At 68.1% G+C, this 24,279-nt stretch carries 24 protein-coding genes and 1 pseudogene; 13 read left to right on the forward strand and 12 right to left on the reverse strand.

Features of this window, described 5'->3' with window-relative positions:
- Positions 1-68 precede the first annotated feature (68 nt).
- The 3 genes from NV263_RS17140 to NV263_RS17150 form a co-directional block, all read right to left on the reverse strand.
- Complete coding sequence (locus tag NV263_RS17140; RefSeq protein WP_263247314.1) at positions 69-1,526, reverse strand: MFS transporter; 1,458 nt, start codon at positions 1,524-1,526, stop codon at positions 69-71.
- A 224-nt stretch (positions 1,527-1,750) separates the two neighbouring features.
- Positions 1,751-3,085, reverse strand: coding sequence for an NAD(P)/FAD-dependent oxidoreductase (locus NV263_RS17145; protein WP_263247315.1), 1,335 nt, complete (start codon positions 3,083-3,085; stop codon positions 1,751-1,753).
- 59 nt (positions 3,086-3,144) lie between these two features.
- Positions 3,145-3,840, reverse strand: coding sequence for a transporter (locus NV263_RS17150; RefSeq protein WP_263247316.1), 696 nt, complete (start codon positions 3,838-3,840; stop codon positions 3,145-3,147).
- A 293-nt stretch (positions 3,841-4,133) separates the two neighbouring features.
- Between NV263_RS17150 and NV263_RS17155 the strand changes: the two genes are divergently transcribed.
- Positions 4,134-4,781 carry a TetR/AcrR family transcriptional regulator gene (locus tag NV263_RS17155; RefSeq protein ID WP_263247317.1) on the forward strand — a complete coding sequence of 216 codons (648 nt, stop codon included), beginning with the start codon at positions 4,134-4,136 and terminating at the stop codon, positions 4,779-4,781.
- A 46-nt stretch (positions 4,782-4,827) separates the two neighbouring features.
- Here the strand turns inward: NV263_RS17155 and NV263_RS17160 are convergent, their stop codons facing one another.
- Genes NV263_RS17160 through NV263_RS17180 form a run of 5 tightly spaced genes read right to left on the reverse strand, consistent with a single transcriptional unit; the run spans position 4,828 to position 10,840 of the window.
- The gene (locus NV263_RS17160) at positions 4,828-6,291 is read right to left on the reverse strand and encodes an aldehyde dehydrogenase family protein (RefSeq protein ID WP_263247318.1); all 1,464 of its coding nucleotides are present in this window, start codon (positions 6,289-6,291) and stop codon (positions 4,828-4,830) included.
- Positions 6,292-6,319: 28 nt separating this feature from the next.
- Positions 6,320-7,417, reverse strand: a complete 1,098-nt coding sequence (locus NV263_RS17165; protein WP_263247319.1) for a Zn-dependent alcohol dehydrogenase — start codon at positions 7,415-7,417, stop codon at positions 6,320-6,322.
- A gap of 53 nt (positions 7,418-7,470) precedes the next feature.
- Positions 7,471-9,873 (reverse strand): AMP-binding protein, encoded by a 2,403-nt coding sequence (locus NV263_RS17170; RefSeq protein WP_263247320.1) that lies wholly within the window; start codon positions 9,871-9,873, stop codon positions 7,471-7,473.
- Positions 9,870-10,643 (reverse strand): gamma-glutamyl-gamma-aminobutyrate hydrolase family protein, encoded by a 774-nt coding sequence (locus tag NV263_RS17175; RefSeq protein WP_263247321.1) that lies wholly within the window; start codon positions 10,641-10,643, stop codon positions 9,870-9,872. The genes NV263_RS17170 and NV263_RS17175 overlap by 4 nt, the downstream gene beginning before the upstream one ends.
- 20 nt (positions 10,644-10,663) lie before the next feature.
- The gene (locus tag NV263_RS17180) at positions 10,664-10,840 is read right to left on the reverse strand and encodes a hypothetical protein (protein WP_263247322.1); all 177 of its coding nucleotides are present in this window, start codon (positions 10,838-10,840) and stop codon (positions 10,664-10,666) included.
- Positions 10,841-11,253: 413 nt separating this feature from the next.
- On the opposite strand from NV263_RS17180, the gene NV263_RS17185 reads away from it, so the two are divergent.
- The 8 genes from NV263_RS17185 (at position 11,254) to NV263_RS17225 (ending at position 18,492) form a co-directional block, all read left to right on the forward strand.
- Complete coding sequence (locus NV263_RS17185) at positions 11,254-11,982, forward strand: alpha/beta hydrolase (protein ID WP_317630438.1); 729 nt, start codon at positions 11,254-11,256, stop codon at positions 11,980-11,982.
- A gap of 103 nt (positions 11,983-12,085) precedes the next feature.
- Positions 12,086-13,744, forward strand: a complete 1,659-nt coding sequence (locus NV263_RS17190; RefSeq protein ID WP_263247324.1) for a flavin-containing monooxygenase — start codon at positions 12,086-12,088, stop codon at positions 13,742-13,744.
- Positions 13,741-15,099, forward strand: a complete 1,359-nt coding sequence (locus NV263_RS17195) for a flavin monoamine oxidase family protein (protein WP_263247325.1) — start codon at positions 13,741-13,743, stop codon at positions 15,097-15,099. The genes NV263_RS17190 and NV263_RS17195 overlap by 4 nt, the downstream gene beginning before the upstream one ends.
- Positions 15,100-15,126: 27 nt before the next feature.
- Positions 15,127-16,359 carry an acyl-CoA dehydrogenase family protein gene (locus NV263_RS17200; protein ID WP_263247326.1) on the forward strand — a complete coding sequence of 411 codons (1,233 nt, stop codon included), beginning with the start codon at positions 15,127-15,129 and terminating at the stop codon, positions 16,357-16,359.
- Entirely contained in the window at positions 16,356-17,180 is an 825-nt protein-coding gene (locus tag NV263_RS17205) for an SDR family oxidoreductase (protein ID WP_263247327.1), read from the forward strand. The genes NV263_RS17200 and NV263_RS17205 overlap by 4 nt, the downstream gene beginning before the upstream one ends.
- 91 nt (positions 17,181-17,271) lie before the next feature.
- Positions 17,272-17,925: an AMP-binding protein gene (locus NV263_RS30725; protein ID WP_345600858.1), complete on the forward strand. Its 654-nt coding sequence runs from the start codon at positions 17,272-17,274 to the stop codon at positions 17,923-17,925.
- Positions 17,922-18,170, forward strand: coding sequence for an AMP-binding enzyme (locus NV263_RS17220; protein WP_263254246.1), 249 nt, complete (start codon positions 17,922-17,924; stop codon positions 18,168-18,170). Before NV263_RS30725 ends, NV263_RS17220 begins: the two co-directional genes overlap by 4 nt.
- Before the next feature lie 91 nt (positions 18,171-18,261).
- Entirely contained in the window at positions 18,262-18,492 is a 231-nt protein-coding gene (locus NV263_RS17225) for an AAA family ATPase (protein ID WP_263247328.1), read from the forward strand.
- Between the two features lie 63 nt (positions 18,493-18,555).
- Here NV263_RS17225 and NV263_RS17230 read toward each other — a convergent pair whose 3' ends face one another.
- Together NV263_RS17230 and NV263_RS17235 are read right to left on the reverse strand one after the other, a co-directional pair.
- Positions 18,556-19,089 carry a thioesterase II family protein gene (locus tag NV263_RS17230; protein ID WP_263247329.1) on the reverse strand — a complete coding sequence of 178 codons (534 nt, stop codon included), beginning with the start codon at positions 19,087-19,089 and terminating at the stop codon, positions 18,556-18,558.
- A 40-nt stretch (positions 19,090-19,129) separates the two neighbouring features.
- Positions 19,130-19,753: pseudogene (locus NV263_RS17235) on the reverse strand (NAD(P)/FAD-dependent oxidoreductase); the annotation flags it as partial.
- 9 nt (positions 19,754-19,762) lie between these two features.
- On the opposite strand from NV263_RS17235, the gene NV263_RS17240 reads away from it, so the two are divergent.
- Positions 19,763-20,266, forward strand: a complete 504-nt coding sequence (locus NV263_RS17240; protein ID WP_263247331.1) for a hypothetical protein — start codon at positions 19,763-19,765, stop codon at positions 20,264-20,266.
- A gap of 8 nt (positions 20,267-20,274) precedes the next feature.
- Here the strand turns inward: NV263_RS17240 and rpmJ are convergent, their stop codons facing one another.
- A complete protein-coding gene (rpmJ, locus tag NV263_RS17245; protein WP_263247332.1) occupies positions 20,275-20,415 on the reverse strand; it encodes a 50S ribosomal protein L36 in 141 nt (46 codons plus the stop codon).
- A gap of 48 nt (positions 20,416-20,463) precedes the next feature.
- Here rpmJ and NV263_RS17250 point away from each other — a divergent pair, with 48 nt between their 5' ends.
- From NV263_RS17250 to NV263_RS17260, 3 genes are read left to right on the forward strand one after another with little or no spacing between them, the layout of a single operon-like run.
- Positions 20,464-21,495, forward strand: a complete 1,032-nt coding sequence (locus NV263_RS17250) for a GTP-binding protein (RefSeq protein ID WP_263247333.1) — start codon at positions 20,464-20,466, stop codon at positions 21,493-21,495.
- 29 nt (positions 21,496-21,524) lie between these two features.
- Entirely contained in the window at positions 21,525-21,932 is a 408-nt protein-coding gene (locus tag NV263_RS17255; protein ID WP_263247334.1) for a hypothetical protein, read from the forward strand.
- 13 nt (positions 21,933-21,945) lie between these two features.
- Positions 21,946-22,674 carry a class I SAM-dependent methyltransferase gene (locus NV263_RS17260; RefSeq protein WP_263247335.1) on the forward strand — a complete coding sequence of 243 codons (729 nt, stop codon included), beginning with the start codon at positions 21,946-21,948 and terminating at the stop codon, positions 22,672-22,674.
- A 148-nt stretch (positions 22,675-22,822) separates the two neighbouring features.
- Here NV263_RS17260 and NV263_RS17265 read toward each other — a convergent pair whose 3' ends face one another.
- Entirely contained in the window at positions 22,823-24,274 is a 1,452-nt protein-coding gene (locus NV263_RS17265; protein ID WP_263247336.1) for an aromatic amino acid ammonia-lyase, read from the reverse strand.
- Positions 24,275-24,279: the final 5 nt, after the last annotated feature.

Here is a 24,279-nt window from a genome sequence, read left to right on the forward strand (position 1 = left end):
GAACCGCATTCGGGGCTGCCCAGGCGGCAGATGCCTGCCCCGCTGCCTGGGTCGAGCAACCCGGGTCTCTACGCTTTTACCGGAGTTATCCTGGTGTGCGTTTTCACCCGGGTTGCCCCGCGATTGCTGCGCTGACGAAGGCGCGAGACGAGCGTGACGAGCAAGACCAGCAGCGAGAACCCGAGGGTGATCACGTAGCCGACTGCGTAGAGGTACGCCTCCGGCACGCTGGTACCGGGCACGGTGGCAACGGTGAGCAGGGCGGTGACCAATGCCGCTCCGAACGCGATGCCGATGGCCATGAGGGTGCCCACCATGCCCGCGGCCATCCCGGCCTTGTGCTCGGGGACGACCATCTGCGGCACGGCGAAGCTACCGCTGTAGCCCACGCGGCTACCCGCACCAACGAGAGCGGCACCGACGAGGTACTGCCACTGATCCTGGTGGGCGACCGCGAGCCAGGCGAGCCCGACCGCGCAGATCGTGGCGCCGACAACGAGAACGGAGCCCTTGCGGCCCTTTGCGACGGCCTTTTCGGCGGCCTTACCACCGATGAACATCATCAGGGCGAACGGCAGCATGAGCAGGCCGGTGCCCAGAGCGTCAACGCCCAAGCCGTATCCAGCCGAAGTGCGCGTCTGGGTGTAGTAGGCCACCAGCAGAAGGAATCCGGCGTCCACGGCGCCGAACATTCCAGCGGCGAAGCATGCCGGTTTGACGAATGGCTTTTTCAGCACCTTGACGTCGAACACCGCCGCCGAGGACCGACGCTCAACCAAAACCCACGCCACACCGCCGGCGATACCCGCGAGCAGCAGCACGAGCGCCGCAGTGCCCCACAGCAGGCCCTGGGTCAATGCGAGCAGGATGAGGGTGAGCCACGCGAGCATCCACACCGTTCCGGGAACGCCGATCTTTCCGGACGACTCCGGCTTGGACGGGGGCAGGACGACGACCAGGGCCACCGTGGTCGCCACCATGGCGGCGGCCAGGATGAAGAAGAAGCTCTGCAGCGACAAGAACTTGACCGTCAGTCCGCCGCCGACCATCCCGGCGACAGTCCCGGAACCGGTAGCCATGATCAGCACGCTGACCGCCGTGGAGACTGCATCACCGGGCAGGTGCCGACGCAGGAAGCCGAGCGGCAGTAGCTGCGCGGAGCTGCCGAACCCGAGGAGCGCGGACCCGATGAGCAGCGTCAGGTACGAATTGCCAATGGCAGGCGCGAGCGCGCCGACCGTGAGGACAGCACCGGACAACAGTGCGGTGGTGCGGTCGCTGAGCACGTCGGCGAGACGCGGAAGCAGAACGAAGCCCGCGCCACCTCCCAGTGTCATGGCGGTGAAGATCCAAGCCGACGCCGACACGTCGAGCCCGAACTGCGCCTGCATCAACGGCACCAGGGGCGGGAACATGAAGGTGACCGCGTTGGTCACGGTGGCGAGGAGGGCCGCGACAGCCATGAGCGCACCACGCGAAGGGGCAACGCGTCTTGGCGGATCAACCGATTTGGTCAATTTGGTCATGCTCACTTCCAATGATCATTTCGCCGTGCGCTGCGATGGCGACGCGCTCCGCGCCGCGACACCACATCTTGACGTCGATTCCCGATCTCGCTCACGAGCTGTCTCCTCCTCGCGTGTGCCCAAACTCCCTTCCCGGCCGGGGATCGCCCGAGGACGGCCGCGGAACCCGACGAGCCGGAGTGACTCCGACGGGCTCGGGGACGGGACAACTCTCTGGTGGATCTTCAAGCCACTGGCACCGAATGCCTTCGAGCATGTCGCCGACTCCCGTTCACCAAGTCGTTGAACCGGTCGACGGCCCAGATGGTGCGTAGTCCTCGCGGGCCCAGCATCATCGGGCGAGGGAACTTGGGCTTCTTCTGCCACAGGACGTCAAAATCTTCGTGTCGCCGGCCGTCGACGATCAGATCGGCCATCAGCGATCCGACGTACGGTGCCTGAGCCAGGCCGTGGCCGTTGCACGCGATCGAGTAGAAGATGTCATCGCCGAGTTGACCGGCGAGCGGCAGGAACGTCGAGGTGATCGCGATCCACCCTCCCCACGCGCGCTCCAGGGACACATCGGCCAGGGTCGGGAACCGCATCGCGAAGGCTTCCGCGAGTTCCTCGACGAGCGCCGGGTCCGGCGTCTTCGACGGCGGCAGTGGATAGGTCGTGCCGCGTTCGAGCCGCCGGACGCCGAAGACGATGGTGTTGCGCGGGGTCAGCCGGTAGTTCTCCATGATGTTGTGCTGAGTCACCAGCCCAGACCGGGTGGTCCACCCCAGCGCCGCCAGACGTCCGGGATCGATCGGCTCGGTCTCCACCTCGGCGACGTAGATGGGGACGGCGAGATGGCGGGGTGTGATGTCCCACTCGCCAGCGAAGGCGTTGGTCGCGAGCACCGCCTTGTCCGCACGGACTTCACCACGAGGAGTCGAGATGACGACCTGACCTCCGTCCCGGGTGACGTCGATGACCTTCGTCCGCTCGAAGACTTGAGCATCCGATGACAGCAGGGCCCGACGCAGGCCCAGCGTGAACTTGCCGGGGTTCATGATCCCGCCGACCACCTCGCGCATTCCGCCGAGGAATCCGCGTGGGATGCCGAGTTCGTCGCTCGTGCCCAGCTCGACGTCGGTACCGGACCTCCGCAGGATCTTGGCCACTCGGCGCACGCGCCCCATCTGTCCGCGGGAGACCGCGGCGAAGCAGTTGCCGACCGGTTCGTAGTCGCAGTCGATGTCGAGCCTCTTGATCAGGTCTTCCACGTGATGCGCGGCGTTGTCGGTGAACCGCGACATGGCCGGCATCTTCTTGCGGAAGAACAGGTTCAGCAGCTGCATGTCGCCACCCGGGGCGCCGGCCAGCTGCCCGGCGTTGCGGGAGCTGGAGCCGTGACCGCAGAACTCGGCTTCCAAGAGCACGACATCGTGGCCGCGCTCGGCCAACCGCAGCGCCGTCGACATGCCGTTGATTCCGCCGCCGATGACCGCGACCGCGCAGGTGCGGTCGCCGGCCAAGGCGGGCTGGACATCGCCGGGAGGGTCGACCCAACCGCTGAAGGCGGCGTACTCCACGTTGTCTGTCTTCATTGGACGGCCTCTCGAAAATGCTTTGCTACTCCCGGATGCGGCGCTCAGCCTCGAACAACTCCCTGCTTGTTCGAAGCCGGTTCCGCACCCGTCGCCACGTTGTGGTGGTGCAAAGCGCGGTATGCGGAGAAGTACCCGAACAGCTGGCATCCCCAGGTGGCCAGCGCGGCGGCGTAGAAGAGCGTTCGGTGCGCATCGTCGCCCGGAATCGGGAAGAAGTCGTACGTGATCGCGATGACGGATCCCGCGGCGGTGACCAGCGCCGCGAGGGTGGCCATGCCCTTCGCGCCGATGCGCCAGAGCCGCCACGAGAAGTAGACGAGGAAGAGCGTGGTGAGCACGTTGACCACGACGTAGAACGTGGCCGGACCGACGTAAAACGTGGGGGCGCGGAACTGCTGGAGGTACAGCCCGGCGACGATAGCCAGCGCGAACGCGCCCACATCGACCGTCACGGTCGGCTTGTACCGGTGCGTCACGCGCATCAGGCCCATGACGAGGATGAGTGTGATGCCGACCGATCGCGAGAAGGCGTCGAAGAAGTACGCGATGCTGTACAGGAAGCTTCCTTCGTCTCCGCCGAGGAGCGCCCAGAGGAGGAAGTTCGAGCCGGACGTGGCGACGATCATCCATTCCAGGCCGAGCAGGTAGTTGTTGTAGTGTCGGATGAACTTCCATCCGAAGTAGAAGCCGGCGAAGATCATCCAGAGATCGGCCAGCATGAAGAGCAGGTCCTTCATGTTCATTGATTCCTTCGGGTCATGCCTTCGTCTCTGCGCTGAAGGCGGCGAGTCGATGTCACCCGCCGCGACGGGTGTCGCAGCGCACTGCACAGGGCGAGAAGTCGCCTCGCGGCCGAGTCCGGCAGGCCGAGTCGCGCTGGAACGACGCCGAGTCGATGTTGTGATCTGCCTCATATGCTAGCGGCTAGTTAGCCACTGGATCAAGTCGTTTGACTAAGAAGCTCTCCAGGCTGGTCGCCGCATCCGTCCACCCCGGCCCCAGCTGCTAGGCTGAGTCTTGACTTAATCAAGTGTCCAACGACGTGGACGCCTTGCACTGGGAGGACTTCGTGCCACGGATCCCCGTTGCGCAACGACGTAGCGAATTCATCAAAGCCGCTGTCGACGTCATCGCGATCTACGGAATCGAAGGCGCAACAACCAGACGGATCGCTGAGCAGGCTCAGGCGAACCTGGCGATGCTGCACTACTGCTACGACTCCAAGGAGGACCTCTTCGCCGATGTCTACGAGTACGTAGCCAGCAGGTTCCGCGATGTCATCAAAGACAGCGATCCGCACGGCAACTTGGCGGACACAGCTCGCCGGATCCTGCGCGGAGTCATGGAGTTCTACCTCGAATCACCCAACTTCGCCGCTGCAACACTGGAACTCATCAGCTGGGCACGACGCCAGCGCGGAAACCGCGGTATCACGGTGTACGAGCAGGCCATGGAAACCGTGCGCGCCACCCTCCGCGGCGCCAGCTCGGACCATCCGATCGAACCAGAAACCATCGATCAGCTCGCCTATGTCCTCGCCACCTTGGCCGACGGTTTCGCCCTGAACTGGTTCACTTACGGGGATCGGTCCGCCGCAACGGAGCAGATGGAAATCACCACCTCAGTACTCGACAGTTGGCTCGCGGTTCGGCTCGGATCCGCGCCAGTGGCACCGTGATCGAGCCACTGGACGCCGCTGCCCTCGCCGACCGCGCGTGGTGTTGTCACAACGGCAGCTCGGGCGAATCGACACCGACGACCCGGTCGCCGCAGAAGACGCGCACCGATTCGGCCGGTCCATGGCCACCGATGCCGGCCGGACCCCAGAAGCTCTGCGCCGAGTCGTCACCGAGGTCGGCGAGCTTGGCGCCATTGATGCGCACCTCGCCGGACACGATGCGGGAGCCGATGTCGATCGCGCGGTCGGTGTCGGCACCGAACACGTAGGCGTCGAGGCCCGAGGGATTGGCGTTGGCGACGCGCAAGGCCTGTTCGTCGGAGTCCACTGCGTGCAGCGAGACGACCGGACCGAACAACTCGGCGGTGGCCTGAGCAGGGTCGGCGCCGGCGGCGATAGTCGGCGACAAGAAGAAGCCGTCGAGCTCGGGCAGCTGGGCGGGCTCGCGGATGGTCGCGCCGAGGTCGCGCAGCTCTTCGATCCTGCGCTGGAGGGTCTGGAAGTGCGGCGCGTTGGAGATCGGGCCGATCTCGACGTCCTCATCGAGGGAGTGACCGACGACGAGTTTGGAGACTCGCTCGGTCAACGCCTCAAGGAGAGGACCGGCGAGGCTGCGGTGAACGAGGATCTTGCCCGGCCCCTCACACCACTGACCGTTGAGCTTGGTCATGCCGTCGAGGATGCCGTCGGCGGCGACGTCGAGGTCGGCATCGTCGAGCACGAGCACGGGATTGTTCCCGCCGAGCTCCAGCTGCAAGACCTTGAAGTCCTCCGCACCGGCCCGCGCGATGGCTCGGCCCGCACCCGGGCCGCCGGTGAACGAGACGATCTTGATGCGCGAGTCGGCAGTCAGCCCGGCGCCGACGTCGCCGCCGCCGTGCACCAGCTGCAGTGCGCCGCTGGGCAGCCCCGCCTCCAGGAAGCACTCGACGATGATCTGCGCGCTGCTGGGCGCGTGCTCCGACGGCTTGAGGATGACGGGGCAGCCAGCCGCGATCGCGCTGGCCATCTTGGCCGCGGGAATGAAGCTCGGGCCGTTCCACGGCGTGAGGATCGCGGCCGGCCCCCACGGCACCTTGTACAGGCGGACATCGCGGCCGCCGGCCGCCAGCGCGGTGACACGCGGGATGTTCACCAGGTCCGACGCCGCCGCCCGGATCCTCGCGGGCAGGAAGGCCGCGACCGTGCGCGTGACGCTGATGGGCGTGCCGCTGGTCAGCGAATCCGTGCGTGCGATGTCCTCGGCACGGGCCTCGATGATCTCGGCTACGCGCTCGAACATGTCGGCGCGCTCACGCCGAGCGCCCTCGTCCCAGTGGCCGATGTCGTACACGCGCTCCGCGTGCCGCAGCGCGCGTTCGAGATCCCCGGGTGCTGTCGTGACCTGGCGGTGGACGGGCTCGCGCGTGTTGGGGTCGACGTTCCACGCGTCCTCCACCGTCGCGCACTCGCCCCAATCGTCGGCGATGTAGTTCACCGGCTGGGGAATCGTGGGCTGGTTGCTCGCCATGGAGCTCACCTCGGCGTTCACTCGGTGGTCAGGACTGGAGATCGACGACGATGCGGGTCACATCTCCGGACTTCATCGCCTCGAAGCCCTCGTTGATCTCGGCGAACGGAATGACGCGCGTGACCATCTCGTCGAGCAGCAGACGTCCCTGCTGGTACAGGCGCGCGAGCTGACCGATGTCCTGCCGTGCCTGGCCCGAGCCCATGTAGGAGCCGATGAGTCGCTTCTCCTCGAAGAAGAAGTTCGATGCCGGGACGCTGAGCTCGGTGCCCCCGGGCGCGATCCCGACCAGGCACGCGGTACCCGTCGGGCGCACGAGGGCCAGGGCCGTCGCCGCGGTGCGGGCCGAGCCGACCGCTTCGAACGAGTAGTCCACCCCGTCACCGAGCCGGCGGTGGAGTTCCGCGACCGGGTCGCAGTCCCCGCCGTTGATGACGTGGGTGGCCCCGTAGCCGCGTGCAGCCTTGAGTCGTGCGTCGTCCAGGTCGATCGCGACGATGACCGAGGCACCGGCGAGCCTGGCACCCTGGATGATCGCCGACCCCACGCCGCCGCAGCCGATGACCGCGACCGTGCTGCCCGGTCGTACCTGAGCGCCGCGGAAGACCGCGCCGACGCCGGTGATGACACAGCAGGCCAGGAGGCACCCGACGTGCAGCGGCACGTCGTCGGGGAGCTTCACCAGCGCGTCCTCGCGCATGAGGATGTGCCGGGAGAACGCCCCGATGGCACCGAGTCGCTCGATCGACCGACCGCTCGTGGTCTGGAACGCCGGCCGCGGGCGGCGGCGGATCTCCGCCAGGCGCCGGCACTGGGTCGACCGTCCTGCCTCGCAGTTGATACAGCGGCCGCAGGAGGGGGTCAGCGCGCCGACCACGCGGTCGCCGCGGCGCAATCCGGTCACCTCGGAGCCGACGGACTCGACCACGCCGGCCACCTCGTGCCCGACCACGACCGGCAGGTCGGTCGGCACCGTTCCGGTCATGTAGTGCAGGTCGCTGTGGCACAGCCCCACGTTCGTGACCGCGACCCGCACCTCGTGCGGTTCCGGGTCGTCCACCCGGATGGTGGTCAGTTCGAGCTGCTCGTTGACCGCGGTGAGCACCGCGGCCGTGGTGTCGATCATGTCGATTCCTCTGAGATCGGTCGGTGAAGGTGGTGGCGAGCCCGGGGCGACGGTCAGGCTCTGTTGCCTCTGGCGGACCAGTAGCGCTCGATCCCCGCACTGAGGGCTCCGCTCTCCCACGCCGTGCTCGCCGCGCGGTCCTCACGGGCGAAGGCCGCTTCGATCTCCGCTGCCTGCGGGCGCAGGAGCGCGAGGTGAAGGGCTGTCGTGCTTCCCTCGGGTGTCCACTCGATGGCGGTGTCGATGGCGCGGCCGACGAGCTCGCCGGGCTCGACGATCTCGTCGAGGAGCCCGATCCGCAGGGCCTCGTCGGCTCGGATGCGCGGGGATCCGAGGATCATGCGCATCGCGTGATTCCCGACGAGGCGTCTGAGCAGCACGCTGGACGCGTTCGAGATCGTGAGGCCCCGGATGTTCTCCGGCTGGTAGTACTCCGTGGCCGGGGTTCCGATGCGGGTGTCGCAGCACAGGGTGATCTCCGAGGCTCCGCCGACCGCGAGTCCGTTGACGGCCGCGACCACGGGAACCCGGGTCTCCAGGATGGCCCGGGTGATGTCGTGGAAGCTCTCGACCGCCGCCCGGACCTCGGCGTCCGTCGAGGGCGCGTTCTGGAGGTCCTCACCCGCGGAGAAGGCCCGGCCCGCGCCGGTGAGCACGATCCCGCGCACGCGCTCGCCGGTGCCGAACCCGCGGATGGCCGCGGCCAGCCGCAGCCGGGTGGCGACGTCCAGCGCGTTGAGCTTGTCGGGACGCTGGAATGTCAGCACCGCGACGCCCCGGATGACGTCGACGTCAAGGGATCCTGCACCGGACGCCGTGTGCGACGCGGTGCTGTTCCTTCGTGCACCGAGGTCGTAGGTCACGCCGGGATCGTCTTTGGCGCGGGCCTTGAGCGCGGGCTTGGAGACGCGTTCGGACGGCGTCCTGGGGAAGTCGGCGACGAACTCGATGTAGCGCGGCACCTTGAAGCGAGCGAGCTCCTTGCCTGCCCGCTCGACGATCCCCTCAGCGGTCGCCCGATCGGCCGGTACGCCGGCCACCAGCTGGACGAAGGCTTTGATCTCCTCACCGAGGATCTCGTCGGGTTCGGCGACGACGACCGCCGCGACCACCCGGTCGTCTCGTTCCAGGGCGGCCTCGACCTCGACGCTCGCGACGTTCTCGCCGCCGCGTCGCACCATGTCCTTGATCCGCCCGACCAGCTGGATGCCGCCGTCGGGGCGGCGGACCGCGAGATCGCCGGTGTGCAGCCACCCCTCCCGCAGGGTCCGCGCGGTGTCGTCCGGGCGGTTCCAGTAACCGTTCATCATCGGTGTGCCCGTGATGATCAGCTCCCCCGGCCCGCCATCGGGCACGTCGGTGCCGTCGGGATCGACGACGCGGACCCGCTTCGTGGGCACCGCGTGTCCCAGGCTCCCGCTTCCCACGGCGCCGGTGTCGTCGAACGGGCTGAACAGGTCGATCCCGGATTCGGTCATCCCGTAGACCTCGCGCCACGGTGCGCCCCAACGCTCCTCCAGCTGCGCGTGCAGGCCGACCGGGATGCCCGAGCAGAACACGAGTCGGAGGTCGTTGTCGCGGTCCTCCGGGGCAGGCGGCTGCTTGAACAACAGGGTCGGCATCGACCCGAGGACGTAGCAGAACGTCGCGCGGTGCCGGCGAACGTCCGCCATGAAGGTCGACGCGGAGAACCGGGGCAGCACGACCAGGGGAGCGCCGACCGTGAGGGCGAGCGCGGTGTTCCACTGTGGATCCATGTAGGAGAACGGCTGAGCCGTCAGGAGCACGTCCCCTGGCCCGAGCCCGGTCGCCGCTGCGCAGATCCAGCCCAGCCGGACCCAGTAGTCGTGCGGGAGCATGCACGCTTTCGGGAACCCGGTCGTGCCGGAGGTGTACTGCAGGTTCGCCAGCGTTGCCGCGTCGACCGGCACCGCGGGCGCGGTGTCCGGGTAGTGCTCGGATCCGTCGTCGGCGACGTCGACGACGCGGACGTCGGCGAGCCCCGCCTCGGCGGCCGTGACATCGGCGACCAGCCCGGACCGCTCGGCGTCGGTGAACACGACGCGTGCCCCCGAGTCCCGGAGGACGAAGTCGAGGTCGGCCCGCCGGTAGGAGGAGTTGATCGGTACGGCGACCGCCCCCGCCTTCAGCGCGGCGAGCCAGACGAGGGGCCAGTGCACGACGTTCGGGAGCATGATCGCCACCCGGTCGCCCGGCTGGATGCCGTCGACTTCGATCATCCGGTGCGCCAGCCGGGAGCTCCAGGCGTCGATCTCGGCGAAATTCCAGGACCATTCGCCGAATCGCAGGAACTCCCGTTCCGGTGAGTCCTGCGCGCGCTGCGACAGCAGCTCGGTCAGGGTCGGGATAGTGGGGTCATCACCCATCTGCTCGGGCTGCACGACTGGTCCCGGTCGGGTTCGACCGGCTTGCTCGGCCGCCACGTTCGCGGTCATTGCAAGCTCCTCTGCATCTCGTCACCGCAGTGGGCCGCCGCGGCCTGGACGATCCACGTGAACGTCGGGTCCGCGCTGTTCATCCACTCCGGGTGCCACTGGACTCCGAGCACCGGCGCTCCTGGGAGCTCGACCGACTCGATCACGCCGTCACTGGTCCGCCCGGTGACGACCAAGCCGGTGCCGCAGCGGTCGACGGCCTGGTGGTGCCAGGAGTTGGTCGTGGCGTGTTCGCCGAACAGGCCGGCGGCGATCGAGCCGGGCTCGAAGGTCACCAGGTGATCGTCGGGGCCGTCGGTCGGCGCGGCCTCCGCCGACAGATGGCTCACGGAGCCAGGCGGAAGATCGGCGACGAGCGTGCCGCCGAGCGCGACGTTGAGCACCTGCAGGCCCCGGCACACACCCAGCACGGGAATCTCCCGTTCCAACGCGGCCCGGACGAGCGCGATCTCGTACTCGTCCCGGGCCCCGTCGTGCACCATCGGGTCCGTCCGGGGATCGATGTCGCGGACCACTGACGTGTCGCCACCCCAGCACGCCGGATGGACGTCCTGTCCGCCGGTGATCACGACCCCGGACAGCCACTGGCACACGTCCGTCGCGTCGGTGTCGTAGGACAGGTGCACCGGGAGCCCTCCGGCCTCCGCGATCCGGGTCGCGAAGTCGGACATGCAGCTGTCGACACAACGGTCGCCGTACCGCTCGTCAGCTCCCTTGATCAGGTCCAGCCGGTACCGCCGCCCGGTGACGCCGATCAACGGCCGCCTCATGGCGGCCCCGTCACGCGCGCTCACGGCAGTTCGAAGTAACGAGCCGACTCCCATTCCGAGAGCTCGGCGAACGGGTCGCCGCCAGCGGTGTGGAACTGCACCCACTCCCGCGTGATCCAGTAGTCGACGAACTCGTCGTCGAAGATCTCGGGCGGGATCTGGTCGACGTGGGGGCCGTCATGGTTTCGGTCATCCATCGGTCCTTTCGACTTGCGCGAGCTCACGCGACACGTCGGAGCCGCGCCGTCTCGAACTGCCGGGAGCAGTTCTTAGTCATATGACTCGAACGAATGACTATGATGGTGCGGTATGGATCACAACGTGTCAACACCGTCCGCGCCACCTCCTCCGAAAGGTCCCTCGCATGACCAAGCCAGTCCCCCCGAGCTGGGAACACCTCGACGCCGACGCGCTGCTCGTCGCTAAGGCGATCGCGGAGGCGTTGCCGGCGTCCATCCGCGAACTCGGAGCCGAGGCGGCCCGGGAGCTGTTGGCGAGCGCGCCGCCCGACTCTCCGCTGACACCCCTCGACCGAGTCGAGGAGGTGGCCGTGCCGACCCGTGCCGGACAACTTCGCGCACGCCGCTACCAACCGCCCCGTGCGCGAACCATGAGTCCGCGACCGATGCTGCTGTATCTCCACGGCGGTGGATTCGTTCTCGGGACCCTCGACGGAGTGGACGAGGTCTGCCGCGCCATCACCGCACGTTCGGGATGGGAGGTGCCCTCCCTGGAGTACCGGCTCGCCCCGGAACACCCCTACCCTGCGGCCCTCGAAGACTCGCTCGACACGTTCACCTGGCTCCGCGAGTCAGCCGGCGATCTGGGCATCGATCCGGACCTGATCGCCGTCGGCGGTGACTCCGCGGGCGGCAACCTCGCCGCCGCACTCTGCCTCTCTCTCCGGGACCGCGGACTCGCACTGCCCGCGTCACAAGTCCTCGTCTACCCCGCGGTCGACGACCGGTTCGCCAGACCCTCCTGGACTCAGTTCGCCGACGCGCCCCTGCTGACCGCGGCCGACGCGCGGTGGTTGTGGGAACAGTACGTCGGCTCCGAGCGCCAAGGCGACGTCGATCAGTACGCCGCCCCCATGAAGGCGGCGTCCCTCCGTGGCTTGCCGCCAGCCCTGATCCTCACCGCCGAGGTCGATCCGCTGCGCGACGACGCCGAGGCGTACGCCGAACGGCTGCGAAACGACGGCGTGCCCACTACCTCCATTCGCCACTCGGGCGTGTTCCACGGGTTCTTCACCGAGGTCGGCGTCTTCGGCAAGACCGACGCGGCGATCGATGACGTGGTCCGGCACCTGCGCGGCATCGCCAGCGCGAGGCATTGACTGTCGTCACAACGCACAGCTACCTTCTTGGTCACCTGACTCAGACCATTGACTACCTCGCTGTGGCCTGTCGACACATCCAGACCACGAGAAGGCAGAGGCCATGACCAACACCAACTCCACCGGCCACGTTGTCGACATCCTGTGCGTCGGTGCCGGGTTCTCCGGCCTGTACGCCGCATACAAGGCAGCCGAGCAGGGCTGGACGTTCGCCGGATACGAAAAGGCACCCGACGTTGGCGGTACCTGGTTCTGGAACACCTATCCGGGCGCGCGGTGCGACGTCGAGAGCATCTACTACTCGTACTCGTTCAGCGAGGAGCTCCAGCAGGAGTGGACCTGGAGCGAGCGTTTCGCCCCGCAGTCCGAGATTCTGCGCTACCTCAACCACGTCGCCGACCGCTTCGACCTGCGCCGGCACTTCCGGTTCGACACCACGGTGGTGGCGGCGAACTGGCTTGCCGACGAGCAGGTCTGGGAGCTGACCCTCGACTCCGGCGAGACCCGCCGTGGTCGCTACCTCGTGGCCGCCTCGGGCGGGCTCTCCACACCGAAGGACGCCGACGTGCCCGGCATGGAGAACTTCACCGGGCTGACCGTGTCGACGAGCCGCTGGAACATCTCGCTCGACGACCTCGCCGGCAAGCGGGTCGCGGTCATCGGCACCGGATCGTCGGGCGTGCAGTGCATCCCGCTCATCGCTGAGGTGGCCGAGCACCTCACCGTGTTCCAGCGGACTCCCAACTGGGTCTTCCCGGCCCGCAACGCCACATTGCCCCCGGAGACCGTCGCGGAGATCAAGAACAGGTATCCCGCGATCCGCGAGGAGTGCCGGCACTCCCCCGGCGGCATCCCGGACCGTCCGGTGACCGACCGCGCCTTCGACGTCTCCGACGAGGAGCGTCAGCGGCGCTACGAGGAGGCTTACGAGCGCAGCGGATTCCTCGGCGTGGGCGCGGAATTCGCCGACCTCCTCACCGACCGCAGGGCCAACGAGACCGCGGCCGAGTTCATGCGCCAGAAGATCCGGCAGATCGTCCACGATCCACGGACCGCGTCCCTTTTGGAGCCCCAGTTTCCCCTGGGCGCACGGCGCAGCTGTTTCGGAACCGGCTACTACGAGACGTTCAACCGTCCGAACGTCTCGCTCGTCTCGCTGCGCGAAGAACCGATCACGACCATGACCTCCGGCAGCATCGTCACCGAAGGCGGGTCTTACGACGTGGACGCCATCGTCCTCGCCATCGGTTTCGACGCCTTCACCGGGCCACTGTTCGCGCTCAACGTCACCACGCCGCACGCCGGCACACTGCGGGACGCCTGGCGTGACGGGGTGCGCACCTACTTGGGCATCATGACCGCCGGATTCCCCAACTTCTTCATGGTCGGGGGCCCGCAGAGCCCGGCGCTGGCGAGCAACGTCGCGGTCACGATCGAGCAGGCGGTCGACTGGATCGCCGACCTGATCACCTATGCCAGGACCACGGGCCGCGAGGTCGTCGAACCCACCACGCAGGCCCAGGACGACTGGGGGAACATCACCGAGACCACGGTCAACCAGACGCTCTACGCGACGACCGACTCCTGGTACCGCGGCTCCAATGTGGACGGCAAGCCGACGACCTTCCTCGGCTACGTCGGTGGCGTCGGCAAGTACCGCCGCATCTGCACCGAAATCGCCAAGCGCGGCTACCCCGGCGTCATGATCGGCGGACAGGCCGTCGCTCCCGGAATCGGCCGCATCGACGAGGAGATCTCATGACGGCATCAGCAGACGTGCGTGCGGAGACTCGCGAGATCGTCGTGGTCGGCGCCGGCATGGCGGGGTTGATGGCGGCGACCACCCTGGCCGACCGGGACGTCGTCGTGCTCGAAGCAGCCGGCCGCGCCGGCGGGCGTGTGGAGTCGGTTCGCCAGGGCGACTACTGGATCAACCTCGGCACCCAGTTCACGGAGGGAACCGGTCCCCTGATCGACGCCCTCGAACGCCACCAGATCACCATGGGGACGCTGGCGGGCAAGAAGGTGGCCCTCGCGCTGCGCGGAAAGCAGATCGACACCTCCAATCCGTTCGGCCTGATGGTTCGCTCCCGGATGAGCTTCCTGGACCGGGTCGGGCTGGCGGCGGTCGGAGCCCGCATCCTCGCGGCAGTGCCATTCCTGGAGTTGAACCCGGAGAACCAGCTGGCGAAGCGGGTCCGGGCCAGGCTCGACGCCCGATCCGCCTCCTACGTGCTCCGCGGAATCCGCTCCAAGGTCGCCCGGGACATGGTCAGGTCCTGGTCCGGGCAGTGGATGGGATGCGAGCCCGAGGAGACGGCTGCGACGCAGTTCGTCATCTCGATGGGGATCCTGCTGACCGACCCGGCGAAGGTCCCGAACTTCGCCCTGCCGGAAGGGGGAAACCAAACCCTCACCGACATCCTGGCGGCCGACCTCGGTGATCGCCTGCGCCTGAACTCACCGGCGAAGTCGGTCGAATGGACCAACGACGGCGTCGTCGTGGACTACGAGGACGACAACGGACCGGCTCGGATCCGCGCCCGCCGTGCGATCGTGGCCGTTCCCGGCGATGTGGCCGTGAAGATCATGCCTGGCCTGCCGCCTGAGTACCGGGCGGCGTTCGACGACATCCACTACGGCCGGTACGTGGTCGTGGGCTTCTTCACCCATGAAGAAGGGCCGCAGCTGTGGGACGACTACATCGCCGTGTCGACGCCCCAGATGTCGTTCCAGGCGATGTTCAACCACGCCGCGGCCCTGCGCGGTCCCGGCCCGCGGAAGCCCGGTGGCGCGCTGGCCTGCTTCGCCGGCGGCGCGGTGGCCGACCGGCTGTTCGAGCTCACCGACTCCGAGATCGTCGCCCGGTTCACCGCGGACCTCGTTGCGCTCTATCCCGAACTCAAGGGAAAGCTCGGCGACACGTTCGTGCGACGTCACCGGCGGGTCGTGCCGTTCTGGCCACCCGACCGACGTGCCTCACTGCCGACGCTGCGTGAGCCCCTCGGCCCCGTCCACCTGGCCGGCGACTACCAGCTCGACATGCCCTCACTCGCCGACGCGGCCGCCTCGGGTGAGCGCGCCGCGCAGCAGGTTCGGGCGAGCCTGTACCGCTGACCCTCCGCTCGCATCCGAAAGGTCACCATGTCCGCCCTTCCCACCCCGGTCCGCCAGGCGGACCGGCTCTACCACGACCTGCTTTCCCCTGCGGAGATCCGGGAGTTCCGGGACCGCGCACGCAAGATCGCCGCCGACGTGGTCGCACCCTCCGCACGCCGGATCGCCGACGGCGACGAACGCGTCGACGGCTTCCCCCGGGACGTCTTCGACGGTCTCGCCTCCGCCGGGCTGTTCCGGGTGCCCTTCGCCGCCGAGGTGGGCGGCGACGGCCTCGCGCACCCGGTCACCGCGATCGCCGTCGCGATCGAGGAGCTGGCGTACTACTCCAGCAGCATCGCGGCGGTGTTCGACGTGCACTGCATCCTGGCCGGCAATGCACTGACCCACGGCACCCCAGCACAGCAACAACAGTGGCTGTCCCAGGTCACCAACGGCTCCGTCGTCGGCGCCTTCGCCACCACCGAGCCCGACGCATCCTCCGACCTGAGCCCGCACGCGGTCCAGACGATCGCCGTCCAGCACGGCGACGCCTGGATCCTCAACGGCCGCAAGCGCTGGATCTCCAACTCGCCGGTCGCAGGACTCGTCGTCACCCTCGCCCGCACCGGCGACCGGCTCTCGATGTTCGTCGTCGACACTTCCCTGCCCGGAGTTCGAGTCGGCGAACCCGACCAGAAGATGGGCAACCGCGGCCAGCTCACCGCCGACGTGTGGTTCGAGGACGTCGAGCTGGCAAGCGACTGCTTGCTCGGCGGCCAGCCTGGGCACGGACTCCGTCACGCGCTCGCCACGCTCACGCTTGGCCGCATCGGCATCGCCGCCGCCGGTGTCGGCATGGCCCAGGCCGCCTTCGACCACGCTGTCGCGCACCTATCGACGCGGGAGGCGTTCGGGCGAAAACTGGCCACCAACCAGCACTGGCAGTTCCTGATGGCCGACCGCGCCACGGAGATCGAGAACGCCCGCAACCTCTACCTCAAGGCCGCGCTGCGCCGTGACGCCGGCGAGGCGTTCCCCGAACCGGAAGCCGCGATGGCGAAGCAGTACAGAAGCCGGCTGGCGGTCGACATGGCCCGCGATGCGGTCCAGGCGTTCGGTGGTCTCGGCTTCGCTCGGGAGCTCGGCGCCGACGGCACGCCGGGTCCGGTCGAGGCGATCTACCGCGACAGCAAGATCGGGGAGATCTACGAAGGCACCAACGAAATCCTGAAATGGATCATCGCTCGCGACATCTTCGGCAAGGAGATCACCGGATGAGCCTCGCGGGACGCACCATGCTCATGTCGGGCGGCAGTCGCGGCATCGGCCTGGCGATCGCCATCGCCGCCGCCCGCCGCGGCGCCAACGTGATTCTGCTGGCCAAGACCGACACTCCGGACCCTCGGTTGTCCGGCACCATCCACACCGCTGCCGCGGAGATCGAGGCCGCTGGCGGCAGTGCGCTTGCCGTCGTCGGGGACGTCCGCGACGAGGCATCGGTGCAGCGAGCTGTCGAACGAGGCGTGGACAGGTTCGGAGGCATCGACATCGTGGTCAACAACGCTTCCGCGCTGGCGATCGACGGCACAGACACGCTGACGCTGAAGCGGTTCGACCTGATGACCGACATTCAACTGCGCGGCACCTACCTGCTCTCCAGCAAGGCCCTCCCCCATCTGCGCAAGGGGACCAACCCGCACATCCTCTCGCTGAGCCCACCCCTCAACCTGTCCCCCGCCTGGCTCGGGAAGCACCCGGCTTACACGATGGCCAAGTACGGCATGACGATCCTGACCCTCGGGTGGGCGGCGGAGTACGCCGAACACGGCGTGGCCGCCAACTGCTTGTGGCCCGAGACCTACATCGCCACTGACGCGGTGAAGAACATCCTCGGCGGCGACGCCGCGATCGACAGGTCACGCTCGCCCGAGATCGTGGCCGATGCCGCCGGCATGATCCTCGACCGGCCCGCAAACGAGTGCACCGGCAACACATTCCTCGACGTCGAGGTGCTCCGGGACGCCGGAGTCACCGACCTGTCCTCGTACGGCGGCACAGGGGAACTCAAGTACGACATCTTCGTCGACCGACCGCGATGACGACGTACACGGCCGCGCTCGGGCCAACGAGCGGACCCCCCGTTCCAACCGCGGGCGAGCAAGCCCGCCGCGAGGCTCATGAGGAATCACGATGCTGAACCTGTCGATGCTGCTCGAAGACTCCGCCCGCAAGTACCCCGACCGCGAAGCTGTGGTACTGGGCCCGACCCGCCTGACCTACAGCCAGGTGAACGCCGCGGCCAACCAGGTCGCGAACCTGCTCGTGGAGCGCGGGATCCGCCCCGGTGACAGAGTGGCCCTCAGCTGCCCGAACCTGCCGCACTTCCCGGTCGTCTACTACGGCATCCTCAAGACCGGCGCGGCTGTCGTCCCGCTCAACGTGCTCCTGAAAGACCGCGAGATCGCCTACCACCTGGACGACGCCGACGTGAAGGCCTATTTCTGCTTCGAGGGCACCCCCGAGTTGCCCCTGTGCGCCGAGGGCTTCGCCGGCTTCAAACAGGTCGACCCGGTCGAGCACTTCTTCGTCATCACCGACGACCCGGCCGCCCGCAGTCCCATCGACGGCGTCGAGACGCTCGGCAGTGCCCTCGTCGGCCATGGCACAACGTTCGACTCAATACCGACCGAGCCGACCGACACGGCGGCCATCCTCTCTTCCGCACCGGCGACCTCGCACGACGCGACGAGGACGGCTTCTACTACATCGTCGACCGCTCGAAGGACCTCATCATCAGGGGCGGCTTCAACGTGTATCCGCGTGAGGTCGAAGAAGTCCTCATGAAACATCCGGAGGTCAGCTTGGCCGCCGTCATCGGCGTCGCCCACGACAGCCACGGCGAGGAGATCAAGGCCTTCGTCATCCTCCAGCCCGGCGCGTCCCTCACCCCCGACGAGCTCATCGCGTGGGGCAAGGACCAGATGGCGTCTTACAAGTACCCGCGCATCGTCGAGTTCGTCCCCAGCCTGCCGATGACCGCAACCGGAAAGATCCTCAAGCGCGAGCTGGCCCGCAGAACAACGGAGTGACACCCACGAATACACCGTGGTCGACACCGAGAGCAGCCGATGCTTAGGCCGTCTCCGCAGGTCGCCGCGTTACGCCGCCGACTCGCGCCCCATGCGAGCTGCGTGTGCGGGCTGGGTGTTGCTGGTCGGTGAACCGGGTGTCGGCAAGACCAGCCTCGCCGAGTCGCTGTCCCGGCACCCGACGCGCGGCAGGGCACCCGGCACCCACCCCGCGTACGCCCTGGCATGCGAACAACGCCAGCAACGACGCGCACTGCGCCGCTACCGCGGCTGGCTTTCCGCGAAGCAGGACACACCAGCTGCGATGTGCGGCAAGCGCTGATCGGCTGCACTCAACGTCGCACAAAGCGCCAGGACGATCACGCACCCGCTGATCCCGAGCGCCCTACAGGAGAGCTGACACTGCCTGGCGGATCGTGGACAGGACTTCACTGCGGCGCGGCACCAGGTAGAAGTGATCGCCGGGGAGGACCACGAGGTCGCACCGGTTCCGGGTGAGCTGTCGCCAGTCCTGCACCTCCGCCACGGTGGTCTCGGGGTCGTCTGCGGCGAAGAATGCCGTGATCGGGCATTCGAGCGGAGGTTGCGAGCTCGCAGGCCGGTAGGTCTCGTTCACCCGGTAGTCCGCGCGGACCGCGGGGAGGAGAAGGCCGCGGACCTCTGGTTGCACCAGCACATCCGCGCGGTCGGGCATGAGCCTGGCGAGCTCGCCGCAGAGGTCCTCATCCGAACGCCGGTGGAAGTCTTCGGCTCGGTGGTGTTGCGGGGGTTCTTTTGCCGAGACGAACAGGCGGCTCGGTTCCCGCCCCAGTTCTCGGCGCAGGGCTTGCGCTGTTTCGTAGGCGACGGTTGCCCCGAGGCTGTGTCCGAACAGGACGAACGGACGCTCGTCGAGCCGACTGCGGACACCGGCGACCACGTCCTGGACGAGGTCGGGCCTGCCGCTTCAGCACCGATCCGTCGGCGAAGTGCAACTGGAGCGCGTCGAGTTCCCCGGTCGCCTTCGCCAGCGACTCGGTGCGCACCTGCACTCCGCGTGCCGCGAGCTTGGCGATCACCTCGTCCGGCAATTCGTGCGCACCGTGGGTCACCACCACCACGTCGTCGCTGTGGCGATCAGCCAGGTACAGCCCGAGCATCACCTGCGGGACGTCGCGGCCGAGCACCGCAAGGGTTTTGCCGGTGGCCTCCCAGCCGTGGCAGAAGGGGCAGTGGAAGATGCTGCGGCCGAATCGCTCCGGCACGCCCGGGATGTCGTAGGGCTCGTCCACCTGGCCGGTCGCCAGGACCAGCCGGCGCGCCCGTTCCCTGGTCCCGTCGGCGAATTCCACGGTGAAGTCGTCGATGTCACCGGAAACGGAGGCGACCTGGTCCTGGCGCAGCTCGACACCGGGGTAGGCGGCCAGCTCTGCGCGCCCCAGTGCCAACAGCTCGTGCGGCGAGAACCCGTCGCGGCTCAAGTACATGTGCATCTCGTCCGCTGGCGCGTTGCGGACCTGGCCGCCGTCGGCGACCAGCACCCGGCGCCGCTGCCGGCCCAGCACGAGCGCGGCGCTGAGCCCCGCGGGCCCACCGCCGATCACGAGACCCAGTTGCGCTCGGTCCAGCCAACAGGCTTTCCCGAACCCGTCGACGCGATGCCCTTCCTGCCAACCGAGAGCACCCGAATGGCAGCGGACCTCAGCCTCGACGAACTGCGCTTCTACACGGCCTACGCCTCCGAGGCCATTCCGACGACCTTGGCGATGGCTTGGGCGGACGACCCCGAATTCAGGGACGACTACGTCGAACCGCTGACGCAGGCGGCGAAATCGGATCTGCAGGAGCGCGACCCGTACTACGTGCTGACCGCCCTCGTCCCCACCGCCGCCGGCGTGCCACCGTCGCTGACACTGCGCACCCGCGACCCGTACCAGCTCAGCGGAGTGGTCGCGGCACTGACCGCCGAAGCCGTCCTCCAGGAGAAGATCAACCCGGGAGCGCACTTCGCGGACAGCGTGCTAGATCCCGCAGACATCGCCGAAGCACTCCAAGGCGACCCACTCGTCCAGTCGCTTTCCATACAGGGCCGAGCCACTGGCGAACATCGACAGTAGCGATCACCTCATCCCGGCCGGCCCTTGAACCGCGGGTTCAGCTTGTTGATGACGTAGACCTTCCCCCGTCGGCGCACGACCTGTGCGTCGGGCTGGTTCTTCAACGACTTCACGGACGCCCGCACCTTCCTGTTGATAATGATTTTCATTATCGTAGTATCCGTGCGTCGAGTCGACGAGGAGATGAGGGATGCCGGATGGACACGGTGAACGTGATCGCGGTGGTCGGCGCGTGCGCGCGGCAACGCGCGCGGTACGCGAAACAGCTGGCCGAGACGACCGGACACGTCCTCATCGCCTCCTTCCTCCGGCCGGACGCGACCGAGGTCGCGCAGGAGGTGGCCGCCAGAGCGAGGTGGCCTTGTGCAGGTAGGGGTGCGGTCGTGGACGTCCCCGAACAAGTCTCAGTAACCGAGCTCATCGGCGTGCTCACGGCCGATCCCGCGCTACCGACTGTGAGGCTGGACGCGGTGATCTGCGTCGTGGACGCCGCGCACCTGCTCACCGATCTCGGCAGTGACGATTACGTCGCCCAGCCGAACGAGAGCGGGCAGACCCTCACGGCACGGGCACTGCTGACCGCGGCACATCTGGAGTTCGCCTCACACCTCGTGATCGTGAACTGGGAACCGATCGCCACCGCGGAACTGGCGACGCTGTTGGCTCTGGCCTCCCACCTCAGTCCCCGCGCTGTCCTGCGCTTGCACCACGGAGCACCTCAAGCCCCGGTACCGACCGCGGCCTACACCGCCGACCAGGACCGGCCGGGATGGGTGTGCCTGCTCAACGGCGAGTTCGAACCGCACATGACCGACCTTCGCGTGAGCGCGTTCCGCTACGAGAACTTCCGCCCGTTCCACCCCGAGCGCCTTCAGCGCCTGCTCGACGAACGAGTCGAGCTCGGCGAATTCGGCACCCTGGTGCGCTCGGCCGGATTCTGCCGTCTCGCCACCCGTCCGGACATCGTCGCGCAGTGGGAGCAGACCGGGCACATGCTCTCGTTCACACCGCTCGGCCGGGACGGCCACGCCAGCGAGGACGCGGAGTTGCTCGCACTCGGCCAGGACATCGCGTTCATCGGCCTGGACCTCGACCACGACAGCCTGACCGCAGCGCTCGACGACGCCACGCTCACCGACGAGGAACTGGCGGCCGGACCGCCCGCGTGGGCGCGCTTTCCCGATCCGTTCCCAGCCTGGCACCTCGCCCAGAACCCGACGGACCAGTGACCACCAAGGCAGCGATACCAAGGACATCCATGGCTTCCGCGGCACCCCACGCCGAGAACAACTCCCGCAGCGGTCTCACCGCGATCGTCTGCGACAGCTGCGAAGACAACGGGGAGCGCACGTTGCTCGCAGCGCTCAAGGAAACGATTCGCCGCCTCCCCCACGCAGTCCTCGTCCGCACGACCTGCCCGTTCAGCCAGATGTGGTGCCACACCAGGAAGACCTCGGCATCGCGCGGCGCAGGTCAGGTCGTGCTGGTGCAGCGATGCACCGACACCCGCAAGCCCTTGGGCCCCGTCATCGTCGTCGGCCCCGTCGAAACCGCCGATGACGTCGCGGTGTTGACGCGCTGGCTCGAAACCAGCCCGCTGGCCGTCGGATCGCTCCCCCAACGCCTGCGACGACTCCAGAACACCAACCACACCAACCCGAACTGAACCGAGGAACCCCGTGAACGACGAATACGCCGAATCCGCCGAGTTCATCGACCTCCTGATCAGCCCGTTCTGGAACGACCTCGCCCCAGCCCTGACCGAAGCGATCAAGGCGACTGCCCCCGGCCCCGTGGTGGACGTCGGCGCCGGAAGCGGCTGCGGAACCGCGGTGCTCGCGGACGCGATCCCGGAAGCCGAGATCTTCGCGGTGGAACCCTCCACCAGCCTGCGCACAGCACTGCTCGCCAGGGTCAACGCCGACGACTCGTTGCGCGAGCGAGTGACCGTCCTCCCGGACAAGCTCCTGGCCGCGGACCTGCCCGAACAGCTGGGCCTGGTGATCGCCATGAACGTCATCGGCCACTTCTCCCCGACCGAACGCCAGGCGTTCTGGGAGCTGCTCGCCACACGTCTCGCACCCGGAGGCCAGGCGGTGCTCAACCTCCAGCCTCCGTCCGAACCGGTCGACATTCCGGAAGCAGTGGCAGCGACCAGGCAGGTAGGACGCCGGCGCTACGAAGTCCGAGCACGAGCCCGAGCGACCAGCGATGCGACGCTGACCTGGCACATGACCTATCGCACCTACCAAGGCGAAGACCTCGTCGACGAACGGGCGCTGAACTACACCTGGCACCTGGTCAACGAATCCGCGCTGCATGACGAACTCGCCCGAGCAGGCCTGCGACCGCACGCCCTGGAACCGACCGACCTCGGCATGTTCACCATCACCCGAGCGCCGGCATGAAGCCGGCAGCCAGCGGCGAGGACTGAGCCCCGGTCGGCGATGTGAAGCCAGCGCCGTGCCGGCGAGCTGACGCCTTACCGCAGTCGTTCGTCAAGGCCGTCGAGGACGAAAACGACCCGCCGGCCGCCGCGGTCGCGGAGACGGGATGCTACGAGTCGGCGAGGGTGGGCAGGATTCGTTCGGCTTGCTGGATTTCCGTGGTCAGTGGGTGGTCGTGCGGGATGTGCGGGAGCGCGGCGGTCGCGTGTTCGTAGGCATCGCGCAGGCGCGTATGAGGAAGTTCTCGCTCGGCGAGTCGTAGCGCTCGAACGGCCCCCAGCAGCTCGCAGGCGAGAACGGTGCGGTAGGCGCTGGTGGCGGTGACGGTGGCGCGGATGGCGTGCGTGGAGAAGCTGGCGTGGTCTTCGAGCCCGCGTGAGATCACCGCGGTGCCGAGGGTGACCGGGGCGGCCGCGTGCCGGAGTTGGGCGAGCGCGTCGTGTGCGACGTATTCCAGGATCATGATCCCGGAGCTGCCGGCCGGCCCCTGGGCGAGAAACGCCGGCAGGCCCGTGAGATCGGGTTCGACGAGGTCACTGAGCCGGGCCGCGGACAGTTCGGCCACGTGGTGCAGCGCGGCGCGCAGGTGGTCGAACACCAACGCGAGGTGTGCGGTGGAGAACTGCCCGTGGTGGTACGCCTGCTCGGTTTCGATGTCAATGAGCGGGTTTTCCGCGGCCGCGTTGAGGTCGATGGTGAGCACCTGCTCGACGGCCGCGGCGGCGTCCAGCGCAGGCCCCTGCACCTGGGGAAAGGCGCGCAGGCCGAACGGGTCTTGCAGCCGTTGGCCGGGTGTGAGCTCGCCGTCCATGCCCAGCAGGCGGCGCATTTCGACCGCACAACGCATCGAGCCGGGGTGCGGGCGCGCGGCGTGCACCCGCTCGGAATACGCTTCGGGCGAACCACCCAGCGCGCAGAAACTGAGTGCGGTGACCACGTGGCTGGCGGCCAGCACGCGCGTGAGTTCGTGCCAGGCGAGGACGGCTTCGGCCAGCGTGGCCGCGTTGCTGGAGATGAACGCCAGCGCGTCGCCGGGGCTGATCGCGATCGGGTTCAGCGCGCCGACCGACCAGGGATGCTCGCCGGCCAGGGTCAGCGCGATCTCGGCGAGCGCCGTGAGATCGCCGGTGCCGATCGCGCCGCGCGAGTGCACCAGTGGGACGGCACCGACGCGCAGCGCGGTTTCCAACGTGCGCAACACCCTGGGGTGCACGCCGCTGCCGGCAGCGGCGAGCTGGTTGAGGCGGATGAGCATCGCGGCGCGGACCACGTCATCGGCCAGCGGCTCACCCGTGCCGCCGGCGTGGCTGCGCAGCAACCGCAACCCGTGCTGATCCGCGGCGTCCGGGTCCACGACGGTGTGCCGGTTGGCACCGACACCGGTGGTGCGGCCGTAGACCGCCCGTGTCGCGCCGAGTTCGACGGCGAGCCGGTGGGCCCTGTCCGCGCGGGTCACCGCGTCATCCTGCAGCTCGGCCCACGCCCGACGGTGCGCGACCCGGACCACGTCCCCGCAACGCAGGTCGGTCCCGGTGATCTCGATCCGGCTGTCGTCGATCATCGCAC

It is taken from the genome of Saccharopolyspora rosea, from assembly GCF_025643595.1.
Classification (GTDB): domain Bacteria; phylum Actinomycetota; class Actinomycetes; order Mycobacteriales; family Pseudonocardiaceae; genus Saccharopolyspora; species Saccharopolyspora rosea.